13 protein-coding genes are annotated in these 16295 nt (G+C 65.9%); 6 read left to right on the forward strand and 7 right to left on the reverse strand.

Annotated features, from left to right (window positions below):
- The first annotated feature begins 39 nt into the window (after positions 1 to 39).
- The 4 genes from ABQ137_RS19185 to hemF all read left to right on the forward strand — a co-directional run bounded on the left by ABQ137_RS19185 (position 40) and on the right by hemF (position 5924).
- Positions 40 to 2400 carry a S9 family peptidase gene (locus ABQ137_RS19185; protein WP_349783378.1) on the forward strand — a complete coding sequence of 787 codons (2361 nt, stop codon included), beginning with the start codon at positions 40 to 42 and terminating at the stop codon, positions 2398 to 2400.
- A gap of 309 nt (positions 2401 to 2709) precedes the next feature.
- Complete coding sequence (locus ABQ137_RS19190; protein ID WP_349783379.1) at positions 2710 to 3426, forward strand: hypothetical protein; 717 nt, start codon at positions 2710 to 2712, stop codon at positions 3424 to 3426.
- Positions 3423 to 4001: a hypothetical protein gene (locus tag ABQ137_RS19195; protein ID WP_349783380.1), complete on the forward strand. Its 579-nt coding sequence runs from the start codon at positions 3423 to 3425 to the stop codon at positions 3999 to 4001. Before ABQ137_RS19190 ends, ABQ137_RS19195 begins: the two co-directional genes overlap by 4 nt.
- 996 nt (positions 4002 to 4997) lie before the next feature.
- The gene (hemF, locus tag ABQ137_RS19200; RefSeq protein WP_349783381.1) at positions 4998 to 5924 is read left to right on the forward strand and encodes an oxygen-dependent coproporphyrinogen oxidase; all 927 of its coding nucleotides are present in this window, start codon (positions 4998 to 5000) and stop codon (positions 5922 to 5924) included.
- Between the two features lie 401 nt (positions 5925 to 6325).
- Here the strand turns inward: hemF and polA are convergent, their stop codons facing one another.
- Positions 6326 to 9127, reverse strand: coding sequence for a DNA polymerase I (polA, locus tag ABQ137_RS19205; protein WP_349783382.1), 2802 nt, complete (start codon positions 9125 to 9127; stop codon positions 6326 to 6328).
- A 77-nt stretch (positions 9128 to 9204) separates the two neighbouring features.
- Here polA and ABQ137_RS19210 point away from each other — a divergent pair, with 77 nt between their 5' ends.
- Complete coding sequence (locus tag ABQ137_RS19210; RefSeq protein WP_026064381.1) at positions 9205 to 9495, forward strand: DUF2782 domain-containing protein; 291 nt, start codon at positions 9205 to 9207, stop codon at positions 9493 to 9495.
- A 190-nt stretch (positions 9496 to 9685) separates the two neighbouring features.
- Here the strand turns inward: ABQ137_RS19210 and ABQ137_RS19215 are convergent, their stop codons facing one another.
- From ABQ137_RS19215 to ABQ137_RS19235, 5 genes are all read right to left on the reverse strand, one after another.
- Positions 9686 to 12214, reverse strand: coding sequence for a serine/threonine-protein kinase (locus ABQ137_RS19215; protein WP_349783383.1), 2529 nt, complete (start codon positions 12212 to 12214; stop codon positions 9686 to 9688).
- The gene (gene ecfK, locus ABQ137_RS19220; protein WP_046346102.1) at positions 12193 to 12732 is read right to left on the reverse strand and encodes an ECF-type sigma factor EcfK; all 540 of its coding nucleotides are present in this window, start codon (positions 12730 to 12732) and stop codon (positions 12193 to 12195) included. The genes ABQ137_RS19215 and ecfK overlap by 22 nt, the downstream gene beginning before the upstream one ends.
- 145 nt (positions 12733 to 12877) lie before the next feature.
- Positions 12878 to 13012: a DUF2147 domain-containing protein gene (locus tag ABQ137_RS19225; protein WP_228960521.1), complete on the reverse strand. Its 135-nt coding sequence runs from the start codon at positions 13010 to 13012 to the stop codon at positions 12878 to 12880.
- 259 nt (positions 13013 to 13271) lie between these two features.
- Positions 13272 to 13799 carry a hypothetical protein gene (locus ABQ137_RS19230; RefSeq protein ID WP_104628246.1) on the reverse strand — a complete coding sequence of 176 codons (528 nt, stop codon included), beginning with the start codon at positions 13797 to 13799 and terminating at the stop codon, positions 13272 to 13274.
- Positions 13800 to 14262: 463 nt separating this feature from the next.
- Complete coding sequence (locus ABQ137_RS19235; RefSeq protein ID WP_184519936.1) at positions 14263 to 14688, reverse strand: hypothetical protein; 426 nt, start codon at positions 14686 to 14688, stop codon at positions 14263 to 14265.
- Between ABQ137_RS19235 and ABQ137_RS19240 the strand changes: the two genes are divergently transcribed.
- On the forward strand, positions 14681 to 14854 hold the full coding sequence (locus tag ABQ137_RS19240) for a hypothetical protein (protein WP_155758421.1): 174 nt from the start codon (positions 14681 to 14683) through the stop codon (positions 14852 to 14854). The two genes, ABQ137_RS19235 and ABQ137_RS19240, sit on opposite strands and share 8 nt — an antisense overlap.
- A 78-nt stretch (positions 14855 to 14932) precedes the next feature.
- Here ABQ137_RS19240 and ABQ137_RS19245 read toward each other — a convergent pair whose 3' ends face one another.
- A complete protein-coding gene (locus ABQ137_RS19245; protein ID WP_167710070.1) occupies positions 14933 to 15946 on the reverse strand; it encodes a patatin-like phospholipase family protein in 1014 nt (337 codons plus the stop codon).
- Positions 15947 to 16295: the final 349 nt, after the last annotated feature.

Below are 16295 nucleotides of genomic sequence, written 5' to 3' on the forward strand. Positions count from 1 at the left end.
TCCGCTCCTCGTTGCGTCCAGTTGTTACCGATGCCCAGATTGTTGCCGCTGTCCTTGTTGTTGCTGGCTGTCACCGCGCATGCGCAATCCGTTACACCGCTCACCATCGAACAGGTGATGGCCGATCCGGACTGGATCGGGCCGTCGGTGGATCAGGCCTGGTGGCAGTGGGACGGCAAACAGGTGCAATACCTGCTCAAGCGCGACGGTTCCCCGGTGCGCGACACCTATCGCCAGGGCGCCGGCGGCGGCAGCGCCGAACGCGTGGCCGACAACGCCCGCGCCGGCCTGGATGCGGATAACCCGAGCTACGACGCGGCCCGTCAGCGCATGCTGTTCGCGCGCAATGGCGACATCTTCCTGCGTGACCTGCGCTCCGGCGCACTGACCCAGCTGACCCGCAGCAACGAGGTCGAATCGCGGCCGCAATTTGCCAGCGATGGCGGCGCGATCTGGCGCGCGGGCAACAACTGGTACCACTGGCGCGCCGACGGCGGCACGGCGCAGGTTGCAGTGGTCAAGGCCGAGCGCAATCCCAGCGCTGCGCCCAAGGCCGATGTGTTGCGCGAGCAGCAGTTGGCCACGCTGGCCACGCTGCGGCGCGACCGTGAGCAGCGCGATGCGTTACGCACCCAGGAAGACGCCTGGCGCCGCGCCGATGCCACGCGTGCGGCAGCGCCGGTGTACCTGGGCGATGAGGTGGAGATCGTCGACAGCGCGTTGTCGCCGGACGGCCGCCACCTGCTGGTGGTCACCCAGGCCAAGAGTGCCGAAGAGGGCCAGGCCGGCAAGATGCCCAAGTACGTGACCGAATCCGGTTACGAGGAATTCCAGGAAGTGCGCACCCGCGTCGGTCGCAACGCGCCGGTGGCGCATGCGCTGTGGTTGGTCGATGTCAGCGCCGGCACTGCAAGACCGCTGTCCTTCGACACCCTGCCGGGCATCGCCACCGACCCGCTGGCCGCGCTGCGCAAGGCCGCCAAGCGCGACGCGCTCAAGGGCAACCGCGCCGTCCGTGTGGAAAGCGACGGCGACGGCAGCGGGCCGGCGGTGCACTGGAGCGACGACGGGCGCAATGTGGCGGTGGAGATTCGCGCGGTGGACAACAAGGACCGCTGGATCGCCAGCGTGGACCTGGCCAACGCCACGTTGCAGCCGCGGCACCGCCTGAGCGACAGCGCCTGGATCAACTGGGACTTCAACGATTTCGGCTGGCTGCCCGACAACCGCACGCTGTGGCTGCTGTCGGAAGAATCCGGCTATTCGCAGCTGTACACGGTGGAAGGCAATGGCAAGCCGCGCCAGCGCACGCGCGGCAAGTGGGAAGTGTCGATGCCGGTGCCCAGCGCCGACGGCAGCAGCATGTTCTTCCTGTGCAACCAGAAATGGCCAGGCGATTACGAGGTGTGCAAGCTGGATCTGCGCAGCGACCAGCTCAGCGAAGTCACTGCGTTGAATGGCGTGGAAGGCTTCAGCCTGTCGCCGAACGGGCAGCAACTGCTGGTGCGTTACTCAGGCAGCTACCTGCCACCGCAGCTGGCGGTGGTGCCGGCCGCAGGCGGCCAGGCCACGCTGCTGACCGACACCCGCACGCCCGCGTTCAAGGCGCAGCCGTGGATCGCGCCGCAGTACGTGCAGGTACCGTCCAAGCATGGCGCCGGCACGGTCTGGGGCAAGTACTACGGGCCGCAGAACCCCGAGCCCGGCAAGCAGTATCCGATCGTGATGTTCGTGCACGGCGCGGGCTATCTGCAGAACGTCTCGCAGCGCTACACGCCGTACTTCCGCGAGCAAATGTTCCACAACCTGCTGGTGCAGCAGGGCTACATCGTGCTGGACCTGGACTACCGCGCCTCGGAAGGCTACGGCCGCGACTGGCGCACCGCGATCTACCGCAACATGGGCCACCCGGAGCTGGAAGACTATCTGGACGGGCTGGAGTGGCTGGTGACGCAGAAGCAGGGCGACCGCGCGCGCGCCGGCATCTACGGCGGCTCGTACGGCGGCTTCATGACCTACATGGCGCTGTTCCGCAGCCCCGGCACCTTCAAGGCCGGCGCGGCGCTGCGTCCGGTCGGCGACTGGATGCAGTACAACCACGAGTACACCTCCAACATCCTCAACACGCCCGAGCTCGATCCCGAGGCCTACAAGACCTCATCGCCGATCAATTACGCAGATGGACTGCGCGACCATCTGCTGATCGCGCACGGCATGATCGACGACAACGTGTTCTTCAAGGACTCGGTCGACATGACCCAGAAGTTGATGGAGCTGCACAAGGACAATTGGCAGGTGGCACCGTATCCGCTGGAACGCCATGGCTTTACACGCGCCGATTCGTGGCTGGACGAATACAAGCGCATCCTCAAGCTGTTCAATGAGCAGGTAAAGCCGTAAGCCATGCGGCTGCGGCCGGGCGATGCGTGCTGCATCGCCCGGTCGATACATCGCGCGCGGCGGCGGCATCCCCATGCTGCAGCAAGCGACAGATCGCCCAGGTTGCACGCGTGGTGCGCTGCCACGTTAGCCATCGCCATGCGTCACCCTGCGCGGCACTCACCTGCACGTACGCAACTGGCCCTAAGCTTGGCGCAGGATCGGCAGACCGCTGGCGCATTGCGCTCCCCTTTGCCGGCCCGCCGCCCGACCGGAGCGCCGCCGGCACCGCAGCGGTTTCCGATTCGCGGCGCGCAGAAGGTAATCGCGATGGGCCTGTGGGACCGTTTGTTTGGACGCAAGACCCCGGTGGCGAAGACGCCCCGAGCCGAACCGACCGCAGCGCCGGCAGCTGCAACCGATGACACCGATACCGAGGTCCAGATCGACCCGGCACTGCAGCCCGCACTGAGCCTGTTCCAGCGCGGCGATCAGCTGGGCGCCTACAACGCTGCGCAAGCGCAGCTGCACCTGGGTGCCGACGCGCAACGTCTTTGCGCGTTGGCATTGAGCGCGCTGGACCGCTACCGCGAGGCATACCCGCACTGGCTGGCGCTGTACGAACTGGAGCCTACCGCGCACAACGCATTGCAGTTGGCGACCACTTCGGTGATGTGCAACGAGATCGATCGTGGCGAACAGTGGCTGCTGACCTTCGACGATCTGAATGCGCAGGAGCGCTCCACCTCGCCGGCCACCGCACGCACCAGCTTCCTCACCGCGCTGACCCGCGCCGGTCACGGCGCGCACGCGTTGCCGCATCTGGAGTGGTTGCGCGAGGCGTACGCCGGCATGTCGATCACCGACAGCCACTTCCTCTACGTGCGCGGGCTGCCCTTCTTCGAGGCCTTCCTGAAGCGCAGCACACCGTTGTTGCGCCAGTGCCTGCCGGCCGACGCCCTGCCCGGTTGGTACGCGCAACTGCAGCCGGCCCTGGATCCGGATGGCCAGGCCGCCGTGGCCGCCCATATCGCAGCGCTGCAATGAGCGCGCCGGCACCGCGCCCTCGACCGCGCGGCGGCTTCGTCACGCCGCTGGCATGGGTGTCCCTGCTGCTGGGTGTCGTCAGTGCGATGTCCAACCTGCTGCAGATCATGATGATCGTACTGATGCCCGACGCGGCGGCGCTGGGCTTGCCCGAAGGGATCAGCCTGCCCACCTCGTTGCAGTGGTTGATCGATCATGCGTTGTCATTGTCCGTCGTAGGCGTGGTGCTGTCGGTGGCCTTCGCATGGTTGAGCTGGGCCTTGCTGCAGCGACGCGAGTGGGCGCGGGTCGGGTTCGTGGCGGTGTTGCTGGTGACCGCACTGCTCAATGTCGGTGGCCTGGCGTTGATCGGGCCGCTGTTCGAGGGCGTGCAGGCAATGCTGCCGGCCGATGTCGTGCACAGCCCCGAGTGGCCGCAGCTGCAGGCACGCCTGCAGGCAACCCGCCAGGCGGCGTTGCTGCTGACAGGCCTGGGCGTGCTGGCAATCGGCTGTCTCCACGCAGCGCTGGCATGGCGGTTATGCACGCCCGCAGTGCGCGCCGAATTTGCCGCCTCGCGCGAGCGCAACGGATGAGGGAATCGAGACGTCGAGCCGTGGCGACGGTTAGACACGGCACGAGGCTTGAATCACAAGCCCGGTGAGTCGAGGGCGCATGCCCTCAGCACTTCCAGGACACGCCGTGAATCCGTCTGTGGAGGCTTCCTGGCAGCATCCATGCCGCCAAGGGTCCCGGAACCGATAAGGACACCGCACCGGTTACCGGTTGCTCTGTCGAAACTATGCACACCCACCATCGCGACGGGTCCTTGCCCGCCCACCGTCGCGGGACCTTACGCGGCATAGATGCCGCGTAAGCGCCTACAAGGACGTACTTGAGGCGTGTCCCGCGAGGGTGGGCGGGCAAGGGCCGTGCAGCAAACTCAGCTTTCAGGAAGCGGGGAGGACACCGCACCGGTCGCAGGCGGTTCTGTTGAAAACCATGCACACCGACCAGCTCGACAGGTCCTTGTCCGCCCACCGTCGCGGGACCTGACGCGGCATGGATGCCGCGTAAGAGCCTACAAGGATGTACTTGCGGCGTGTCCTGCGAGGGTGGGCGGGCAAGGGCCCTGCAGCAAACTCACAGCGTCGAGAGCGCGGCGAGGACAACGCACCGGTTGCCGGCTGTTTTGTTGAAAACCATGCACACCGACCATCTCGACAGGTCCTTGCCCGCCCACCGTCGCGGGACCTTACGCGGCATGGATGCCGCGTAAGAGCCTACAGGGACGTACTTGCGGCGTGTCCTGCGAGGGTGGGCAGGCAAGGGCCCTGCAACCAAACCGCCGATCGCATGCCCTGCTTTCGCTTTCGCGTCTGCTTCTGCTTCTGCTTCTGCTTCTGCTGCCTAGCCCACACCGCCCAACCCCCTGCCGAAAACAGCCAGCATAGAAATCCGGGCGTGGGACGACCCGGCAAAGCCTGACTACTCAAGCACCCGATGCCTACACGACGCAGCGCCTCGCCCTGCGACAAACGGGCGCGTTTGCCCGACTGCATGAAGCGCGATGCACCGCTTAGAATCGTGGCATGAACGAATTCGACCGTGTACGCGATTATTTGACCGGCCTGCAGGACCGTATCTGCGCTGCCGTGGAAGCCATCGATGGCAGCGCGCGTTTTGCCGAAGACCTGTGGCAGCGCGAGGAAGGCGGTGGCGGGCGCACCCGCATCCTGCGCGATGGCGCGGTGTTCGAGCAGGCCGGCATCGGGTTTTCGGACGTGTCCGGCTCGCGCCTGCCGCCTTCGGCCAGTGCGCACCGGCCAGAGCTGGCAGGGGCGACGTGGCGCGCCTGCGGCGTGTCGCTGGTGTTCCACCCGCACAACCCGCACATCCCCACCACCCACGCCAATGTGCGCTACTTCCGTGCCGAGCGCGATGGCGAGGTGGTGGCGGCCTGGTTCGGTGGCGGCTTCGACCTGACCCCGTTCTATCCGGTGGACGAGGACGTGCTGCACTGGCACCGCACCGCGCAGGCGCTGTGCGCGCCATTCGGCGAGGAGCGCTATGCCGCGCACAAGCGCTGGTGCGACGAGTACTTCTTCCTGCGTCACCGCAACGAGACGCGTGGCGTGGGCGGGCTGTTCTTCGACGACCTGGGGCAGGATTTCGAACGCGACTTCGCCTACCAGCGCGCGGTTGGCGACGGCTTCCTGGATGCCTACCTGCCGATCGTCGAGCGCCGCAAGGACACGCCCTACGGCGAGCGTGAGCGCGAGTTCCAGCTCTACCGCCGCGGTCGCTACGTGGAGTTCAACCTGGTCTACGACCGCGGCACCTTGTTCGGCCTGCAAAGTGGCGGGCGGGCCGAAAGCATCCTGATGAGCCTGCCCCCACGGGTGCGCTGGGAATACGGCTTTACGCCAGAACCGGGCAGCGCCGAGGCGCGGCTGATGGACTATCTGGTCCCGCGCGACTGGCTCGGTCGAATCGGTCGATTAAAAACGCAGCGCTAATGAAACGCTGTGTTGATCGATTGAGTTAATTCGACCTATTTAAATTTGTGATTTCCCGCGACGCCGGTGGAGCGTGCAATACGATGAACCGGTTATGTTGCGTAGCAAAATAATTGCAGGCCGGAAATAAAAAGCCCCGCAGACCAGGGGGAGGTCGGCGGGGCCAGGGAACGGAAACTTGGGGAGTAGTTTCCGCTCCGAGATCTGCTCCAGGGGATGGGAGAGATCTGCCGACAGGCGTTGCGCCCGTCGAGGGATATAACACCATTTTCTACATTGATGGATCGTGAAGATAACTGTTAAAAATATGTAGAATTTAGCGGTTATTCATTCCATCGGCGCAGGCTCGATTCGTATTATGTCTGGTCTGCGCATTCAGCATATCCGCCTTATCTGCTGCGTCAGTGCGCCTCATCCCAGTTATCGCCAACGCCGGAATCGACCACCAGCGGCACGCGTAATTCGGCTGCGGCCGACATGCGCGTGGTCACTTCGCTCAGCAGCGTGTCGACGAAATCGGTCTGGGCTTCGAATACCAGTTCGTCGTGCACCTGCAGGATCATCAGCGCGCGCTCGGCGTGGTCGGCGATCCAGCCGTCCACGCTGACCATGGCGCGCTTGATGATGTCCGCTGCGGTGCCCTGCATCGGTGCGTTGATGGCGGCGCGCTCGGCGCCGGCGCGCTGGCCCTGGCTGCCGGCGTTGATGAAGTCCAGATACAGCCGGCGGCCGAACACCGTCTCCACGTAGCCCTTGTCACGCGCCTGCTGGCGGGTGGTTTCCATGAAGTCGCGTACGCCCGGGTAGCGGCTGAAGTACAGCGCGATGTAGTCCTGCGCCTCGCCGCGGCCGATGCCGAGCTGGCGGGCCAGACCAAACGCGCTCATGCCGTACATCAGGCCGAAGTTGATCGCCTTGGCGGCGCGGCGCTCGTCAGCGCTGACGGTGTCGATGGTGCGGCCGAACACCTCGGCGGCGGTGGCGCGGTGCACGTCGGCGCCGGACTCGAACGCACCGACCAGGCCGGGGTCGCCGGACAGGTGCGCCATGATGCGCAGCTCGATCTGCGAGTAATCGCAGGCGATCAGCTTGCGCCCGGCCGGGGCGACGAAGGCGCGGCGGATGCGGCGGCCGTCTTCGGTGCGGATCGGGATGTTCTGCAGGTTGGGATCGGACGAGGACAGCCGCCCGGTGGCCGCGCCGGCCTGGTGGTAGCTGGTGTGCACGCGCCCGGACTGCGGGTGGATCATTTCCGGCAGCTTGTCGGTGTAGGTGCTGCGCAACTTGGTCAGGCCGCGGTATTCCAGGATCACCCGCGGCAGCTCGTGCTGGTCGGCGATGGCTTCCAGCGCCTCTTCGTTGGTCGAAGGCTGGCCCTTGGGCGTCTTGACCACGGCGGGCAGCTTGAGCTCGTCGAACAGCAGCGCCTGCAGCTGTTTGGGCGAATCCAGGTTGAAGCTGCGCCCGGCCAGCTCGGTGGCCTTCTGCTGGGCGGCGAGCATGCGCTTGGACAGGTCCGCGCTCTGGCGGCGCAGTTCGGCCGCGTCCACGCACACGCCGTTGGCTTCGATGCGTGCCAGTACTTCCACCAGCGGCATCTCGATGTCGCGGTAGACCTGCTCCAGGCCCGGCTCGGCGGCCAGCCTGGGGCCGAGCACCTGGTGCAGGCGCAGGGTGATGTCGGCATCTTCGGCGGCGTAGCGGGTGGCGTCGTCCAGGCTGATCTGGGCGAACGGGATCTGCTTGGCGCCCTTGCCGCAGACGTCCTCGTACTTGACCGTGTCATAGCCCAGGTAGCGCTTGGCCAGGCTGTCCATGTCGTGGCGGGCGCTGCCGGAATTGAGCACGAAGCTCTCCAGCAGGGTGTCGTCGCTGTAGCCGGCCAGGGCGATGCCGTGGCGGCGCATCACGTGCAGGTCGTACTTGCCGTGCTGGCCGAGCTTGCGCACCGCAGGGTCGGTGAGCAACGGCGCCAGCTGCGCCAGCGCCTGGGCACGGTCGAGCTGGGCCGGGGCGCCGGGGAAGTTGTGGCCGAACGGCAGATACGCCGCCTGGCCTGGCTCGGCGGCCACGCTCAGGCCGATCAGGTCGGCCTGTAGCGGGTCCAGGCTGTCGGTTTCGGTATCGAAGGCGAACTGGCCGGCGGCGCGCAGGCGCGCGATCCAGTTGTCGAGCTGTTCCTGGGTCAGGATGGTCTCGTACTGGCCGGGCGCCGACAACGCGGGGTCCAGGTCCACCGGGGCGCTGGCCGGGCCGGACACGAAGCCGGTGCCGCGCGCGCGGCCGGGTTCGGTGCGGGCGCTGGCTGCGGCGGCTCCCAACGGCATCGGTTCGGTCGGCAGGCCGGCCTGGGCGGCTGCACCGCCGAGTTCGCGCAGCGCCTGGGTGAAGCCGTAGCGTGCGTACAGCACCGCCAGCGTTTCGGCGTTGGGCTCGCGCAGGTCCAGCGCGCGCGGGCCGCTGGCCAGGGTCACGTCGGTCTTGATGGTGACCAGTTCGCGGTTGAGCGGCAGCCGTGGCAACGCGGCGCGCAGGTTGTCGCCGATCTTGCCCTTGATCTTGTCGGCGTTGGCGATCACCCCATCGAGCGAGTCGTATTCGGCCAGCCATTTGGCGGCGGTCTTGGGGCCGCACTTCTCCACGCCGGGCACGTTGTCCACGGTGTCGCCCATTAGCGCCAGCAGGTCGACGATCTGGTCGGGGCGCACGCCGAACTTGGCGATCACCGCCTCGTCCGAATCCATGCGGCTGCCGCTCATGGTGTTGACCAGTTCGATGCCCGGGCGGACCAGCTGGGCAAAGTCCTTGTCGCCGGTGGAGATGGTCACGCTCAGGCCGTCGGCGGCGGCCTGCAGGGCCAGCGTGCCGATCACATCGTCGGCTTCCACGCCATCGATGCGCAGGATGTCGATGCCCAGCGCATGCACGATGTCGCACATCGGCTGCACCTGCGCGCGCAGGTCGTCGGGCATCGACGGGCGATTGGCCTTGTAGTCGGCATACAGATCGTCACGGAAGGTCTTGCCAGGCGCATCCACCACGAACGCGACATAGGCCGGGCGTTCCTTCAGGGTGGCGCGCAGCATGTTGACCACGCCGAACAAGGCACCAGTGGGCTCGCCCTGGGCATTGGTCAGCGGCGGAAGCGCGTGGAACGCGCGGTACAGGTAACTGGACCCGTCGATCAGGACTAATCTGCTCATGCGCCAATTCTACGCTGCACGCTCACGCCACATCGTGCCGGCGCATACTTGCCGACGACCTAGAACGGATGACGACGATGAAGAGAGCGAGTCTTTTGCTGCTGCCGTTACTGCTGCTCGGCGGCTGCGCCACCACCTCCGGCGGTACTGCCGGCGACGGTATCCCCGCCGGTGCAGATGTCACCAGCAAGACCATGGGCAACGGCGACAAGGTCGACGAGTACCGGGTCAACGGCCAGCTGGAAATGGTGCGGGTGACGCCTGCCCGCGGTGCGCCCTACTTCCTGTACGACCGCGACCACGACGGGCATACCGATGCGGAGAAGGACAAGGTCAATAAGGTGTATTGGAAGCTGTATAGCTGGTGATTCGGGAATCGGGAATCGTAGAGCGTAAGCCTCGCGGGTCTTGCGGCGCTGGTTTCGGTGACATCAGCCTAGTGCCGGGCGAGATGGCCGGCCGGTTTCGGTACGCCGCCGCATGGCGACAGGGATTGCCTGTGCTGTCGCCCTGCGGCAGCAGACGGCCGGCGGCACTTGGCCGGCCCGATACTTCATCTCAGCGTTGCGCCACCGACTCCATGGTTTCTGCGCTGGAGGTTGCGGCAAGCGCCTTGGCCGGGGCGACCAGTGCCAAGGTCTGGCGTGCCGCGCGCAAGGGTTGCTCGGCATCGCCATAGATGCCGGTCAGAATCTGCAATGCCTGCTGTGCGTGGTCGCGCGCGGCGGCCAGCTGGCCGAGCCTGCGCTCGGCTTCGGACAGGCCGCGCAGGATCTCGGCGGTCTGTGGATGCGCACGGCCCAGTATCCGCATGGACGACGCCAGCGACGCGCGCTGTTCGGCCAGCGAGGCATCCAGCTGACCACTGTCCAAGAGCCACAACGCATGGTTGCTGCGATAGCCGATGGTGGCCGGCGCATCGTCGCCGAACAGGGTGCGCGCGCGCTCCAGGACGGCGCGGTAATGCGGGCCGGCGTCGGCCAGCTTGCCCTGCTGCCGCAATGCGTGGGCCAGGTTGCTTTCCACCATCAAGGTGTCGGCGGCGTTGTCGCCGTAGAGCTTGCGGGTGAGGCGCAGCAACGAGGCCAGTTCGGTTTCGGCAGCGGCAAAGTCGCGTTGCATCAGCAGGAACACCGCCAGGCTGTTGCGCATCGACAGCACCAGCGGGTGCTCCGGCCCGCGCATGGCGATACGCTCGCGCAGCAGGCTGCGCTGCAGGGCGATCGCCGGCAGCAGCTGGCCGACGTCGGCCAGCAGGCCGGCATAGACATTGCCGGCATCGATGCGTTGATCGGTGGTGCTGGCGCTGTTGGCCAGCGCGGCGACATAGGCATGCCGGCCCTGTGCCATGGCATCGGCCATGCGGCCCTGGTCGCGCAACGCCCAGGCCAGCCGCGCGCGCATCTCGTTGCCCAGCGCCTGCTGTTCTGCATCGCCGCCTGCCGCCAGCGCGATGCTCTGGCGCAGCACGTGCTCGGACTCGCTGGCCTTGCCGGCGCCGGTCAGCGCCTGGCCAAGCATCGAGGCCGCTTTCAGGGCCGGCACGCTGGCCGCGCCCATGTGCTGCCGCGCCAAGGTCTGGGCGATGCGCAGATGCAGCACCGCCTGCGGATAATCGCCCAGCGCGATCAGCGTGCGGCCCAGGGTCAGCTCCACGTGCGTGCGTGCATCGGGCTGCTCGGCCAACTCACGCGCGGCACGCTGCGAGGCCTGCTGCAGCACGCGCAGCATCAGCGTCTTGTCCAGATCCTGCGCAATGCCCGGGTCCACGCTGGACAGCACCGAACCCATGAAGTCGCCGGTGACCTGTGCGCGCTGCGCATCGCGCGCAGCGTGTTGCAGCGACCACAGTGTTGCACCCAGGCCGGCAACCAGCGCGATCGAAACAAGTGCAGCAGCCAGCACGCCGCTGCGATGGCGCTGGGTGAACTTGCGTAGCCGCAACCAGCCGCCGGCCTGCAACGCACCTGGCGGATAACCATCCAGCCAACGGTGCAGATCCTCCAGCAAGGCCGACACCGACGCGTAGCGCGCGCCCGGTTCCGGCGCCAGCGCGCGCAGCACGATCGCATCCAGGCCATCGCGCAGCTGATCCTGCAGCTTGCCGTGGCTGGTCGCACGCGCCGCGCAGATTCGCGCGCGCGCATCGGCCGGCACCGCAGCCACCCGCTGCGATGGCGGCTGCGGCACGCCGTCGCGGTCTGCCACCGGGGCCAGCCCGCAACTCAGTTCGTAGAACATCGCGCCCAGCGCATAGATGTCGCTGCGTGCGTCCACCTCCGGCGCGCCGCGCGCCTGTTCCGGGCTCATGTAGCCGGGCGTGCCACGGCCATGCGCGGAGGTCATGCCGGGGTTGGACGCATCGACGGCGATGCCGAAATCGATCACGCCCGGCATCGGTCGCCCGTCGACCGCGCTGACCAGCACGTTGCTCGGTTTGAGATCGCGATGGATCACGCCTTTCTGGTGCGCGTGCTGCACCGCCTCGCCCACCCGCAGCATCAGCAGCACGCGCGCCTGCAGCGACAGCAGGTGCGCATCGCACCACCAGGTGATCGGCTCGCCGCGCAGATACTCCATCACCAGATACGGACGGCCGTGCGCATCGGTGCCCACGTCGTGGATCTGCGCGATCGCCGGGTGCACCATCTGCGCCAGCAGCCGGCATTCGAATTCGAACAAGGCCCGGCCCTGCACATCCAGGGCTTCGGCGGCCACCAGCTTGATCGCCACCTCGCGCTCGTAGGCACCGTCGGCGCGATGGCCCAGATAGACCTGGCCCATGCCGCCGGCGCCGATCAGGCGGTCGATCGCCCAGGCACCAAAGCGCGTGCCGGCCGGCAGTTCCGGCAGCGGCGCGCGCAGTGCCGCGGCGGCCTGTTGCAACGGCGCACGCACGCGCAGCGTGGCCTGCGATTCCACCGCCAGCATCGCCAGCAACTCATCGCGCAGGACCGCATCGTCGCCGGCCTGCGCACGCGCGAATGCCTCGCGCGCCTCTACCGGCAGCTGACAGGCCTGATGGAACAAGGCCTCCAAGCGCTGCCAGGAGGTGGCGGCGCCGCTCACAGCTGCGCCGCCAGCCATACGCGCGCGAAGCGCAGATCGCGCTCCAGCGTCGGCACCGACACCTCCAGTTGCTCGGCCGCCTCGGCCACGCTGAAACCCACCAGCTCGGTCAGCGCGAAGGCCTTGGCCTTGCGCTCGTCCACCCGCGCCAGCTTGTCGAAGGCATCGGCGACTACCATCAAGGCCTCCGGCCGTGGCGTACCGTCGGACAGGCTGATCGTCAAGGTCACTGCCTGCCCCAGCCGCTTGGCGCTGGCATGGTGGCGCGCCAGATCCACCAGCAAATGGCGCATCTGCAGCGCCGCCACCGCATAGAAATGCGCGCGCGAGCGAAACGCCTGCTGGCCCTGCTCCAGCCGCATCCACGCCTCGTGCACCACCTCGGTCGCCTGCAGGCCGGCACGCACATCGCGCCGCAGCTCGCGCAACGCGGTGGCGCGCAGCACCTCGTAGACCTGCCGCGCCAATGCGTCGCCCGCGCCGGGCTCGTCGCGCTGCCAGGCCTGCAACAACTCGGTGATCGGCAGCTCGGACATCCGGTCCATCTCGCCTGCGTGGGAGCGCAGTATCCCGCATTGGCGACCGGGCAGGCACTTCAAAACCAAACGGTTTAGCTCGCCTGCCTGGTCCCCCGACCACGCGCGTCGGGCCGCCCGGGTCGGACAGCCACCACGGTGCGGGCTACCAGGTCGGCCCCTGACGGAAGAAGGCCACGCAGCCCGCCACCGTCAAGAAGCCATCCGCCCCATGCGTGAGCGTGGCATTGCCGGTCTTGCCGGATGCCGGGCCGTAGATCCTGCCTTTCCACAGAGCCACGGCATCCACCAGTTCGCTGCGGATAGCGTGCCTTCCATCGGGTTGTTGCGCTTGAACGGATCCGGATTGACGATATCGCTCCTTGCGCTACAGGGTTTTGCTCCTCACGACCCGGTATTGCGCTCTTCCGGCAGCGTCTCCTGCGCTGCATGCCTTCCAGTCCTTCCCCGCTGATGGGAGAAGGTACTAGACCGTCACGGATCCAACAGTCCGCTTGATGTGCGGCATGTGAGCTCTGTAAATCCCCGCTCAAAAAAGACTAGCTCAAGTTCAATGTCGAACCTTCTGCACCGGCACGGAACTGCTGCGCGCCGCCGCCCACGGCGGTGTAGACGATGGCAAAACTCTTCTTGACGTTGGGATCTGGGTCCCCGCCGAACGTCGCGTTGCTCACCGGGATCGCTGTGCCGCCGTTGTTGAGCAGCCACTGGCAGATCGAGGTGACGTCGTAACCGTTGTTGCCGGTCCCGTACATTGCACGCACGACGGTAAAACTGGGGTTGCTAGGCACCGGAACGGGCGTACTGGCAGTAGGCGGATTAGGCACCAGATCGATCTGGCCATTTTCCGCACAACCGAGCGCAATGGGATTCCCATTGTTCAACGCCGGATTCTTGTAAAGAATCGCAAAGTTTTTGACTGTGCCCGGATCGGGGTCGGTCCCGAAGAAGGTATTGCTTGCGGTGATATCGTCATTGCCTGTATCGACGCTACTCTGGCATAGCTGGGTGACATCGACTCCTGCATTGCCGGTACCGTATACAGCGGAAAGGATCGTGATAGCCATGATAAGTGCCCTTTTTTCGGGGCTGGGAAGGCTGCCCCGACTCGCCTCTCGCCATGGGCTGCCGGTCACCCGGCACCCTGGCACACCATTGACGCAGCCTGCAGCGACCCTGGATGCGCAACTCCGCATTCTTCATCGGGTTTCCAGGACATCGTGACGCGGGTGGTGGCAACAGACGTGGGACTGACGCACAACGCACCCGGTTGCGGTCTAGCGGCTCCTGCAGTGGCAAACAACCCTGAGTCGCTGGACGCCGCAGTCGTGAATGTCGTCAGAGCATGCACGCCACTTGAGACGGCGCCTGCACTCATGCCGCTTCCAACCTCTGCCACGTTCGCTCGACATCAGGGAGCAGATGGACACGCCCACCGAGACAACATTTCAGGTTCTTGCCGGGATCGAGATGCATTGACGCCGGCCGCAATCGCGGCGTTGCGGCCGGCGCCTGGCCGACGTCCGGCAATCAGCTGCCTTTGATAAAGGCAATCGCCGGATCACTCGAGTTGTAGCGGACGTAGTGATCGCCGTTGCGATAGGTGTTGACCTGATAGCTATCGCCTGTCTTGTCGTAGAAATAGTAGTCGTAGTGCTCGGTGTTGCTGAAATACAGGATGTAGGCCCAGGTTCCGCCGTAGGCTCCGAGACTGTAGCGAGGAATCGCAGCAATCGATTTGACCTCTGCGGTGGTATCGGTCCAGTTGTTTCCGGTCAGCGGCCAAGCAACCGCAATGCCGAAATCTTTCTTCGCTTCTTCACCTGCAGCATCGGCTGGCACCGGCTCCTGGTTGCTGCCGCGAAACCCGATCTGATAGGGAATGCCCTTGTCACTGACGGCGTCGGTCCATTCGATGCCGGATTCATCCTGCAGATGTGGCGATGCAATGCTCATTCTTTTTCTCCTGGTGGCAAACCAACACAATGTGTTCCGGCTGGAACACAGCTACGACCTGGAAACGACGACACTGGCGCTGCCAACGCGTCCGGATTCCGGGTCAACGCCTGGCCGGCACGCCACGCACGGCGAGCTGCCTGGTGGCTGCGGGCAAAACGATTGAATCCCGCGAGCGGGCTGCCGACGCGGCTGCACGCACGGAAGCTCCACGCTGCGCGTGCGCACAGATCCGCTAGCCGCCCTATGTCCAGCGGCTGGCAACCCAGTCACGCGTCTGTTTCCAGGCATCTGTCTGCAGGTAAGCCTGGGTCTGGCTGGCCAGATCGGCGACATGCTTCCAGTCATCCAGTGCGTAGGGATGTTGCAGCTCGACATTGGCGCGCCTGAAGTTGCCGGCCAGCACCTGCTCGGCCTGGATGCTTGCAAGCTCGGCCGTCGCGTCCATGGTCAGATTCAGCAACGGCATGGCCGGGACAGGGCCGCTGGCCCAGGGATGCAGCCAGGATGTTGCGCCCCAGCCCAGCGGATTACCGATCGCGGCGGCCGGAATTCCTTGCGGGCTGCTGCCGGTTCCAAGCGACAGCAGCTGGATATCGCCGATGTTGGTCACCTGGCCGCTGGCGATGGCCTCGGCCACTGCGGTCATGGCCGGATTGTTGGCGAACACGCCGCCGTCGGCGAAGAAACCGTAATCCTCGTTCGTGTTGGCGATCCGATAAGGCGGGAAGTAGGTTGGCGCGGCAGACGTCGCCAATGCGGCATCGACCATGCTGATCTGCCTGTATGCATTGTTGGCGCCGTTGGAGAACGTGGCAGGCATCCAGTTTGCACTGCTCGCATCCCACAGGCGTGCGGCGTTGACGACGACGAGGCGCTGCGCTTGCGCAAGTTGCGTTGTACCCAAGAGACCGCTTGCGATCTGGATCAAGCCATCATTCTTGTACTGACTGCTGAAGAAGCCCGGCCCGCTTCCCAGTGCCGCATCCACCCCTTGCCGTTGCACCTGCGCCTGTTGATCGAGCAACCACCCATTGGGTTCGAAAATGCTGGCGCCCTTGGTCATGTACATCTCGATGATCGTGCCGATCGGGACGTTTTTCACCAATGCCAGCGCAAGCAGGCCGCCAGTGGAAGTGCCGGCAAAGCAATTGGCGTGGCTGAGGATACTGCTGTGTTGATCCAGGTCCTGGATGAGGATCGCGGTGATCAGGCCGCGAATTCCGCCGCCATCGCAACTGATGATATTGAACGACATTGAAGTCTCCTGCAGAGCGGGCACTGGCTTGAAACGTGTGCGGCAAAGGCGCCAAGAACAAGCTGTCCGACTGCCCGTCCAGCGCGCGATACCGATGGCTGTCGGGATCAGTCGCAGGTGTGCGGAAGTGATTGCGACGGCTGTTGCGTCTACCGTTGCACCACCTTAGAAGCGGCTCCGCCCACCACCCGACAAATCGTCTCGCGACATCGAGCATGTGATCTGCGACCGCTTTTGCCGCGGGTCGTCGGGCCGTGGTGCCCTCGGTATTCGCTTGGCGACCGGCATCGCGCTGCAGGACCTGTCCGTTCGACGCGGCGAATCAGTGCGCCCCCACGCAACCCCGTGC

The sequence above is a fragment of the Xanthomonas sp. WHRI 8393 genome (assembly GCF_040203315.1).
Lineage (GTDB): Bacteria > Pseudomonadota > Gammaproteobacteria > Xanthomonadales > Xanthomonadaceae > Xanthomonas > Xanthomonas arboricola.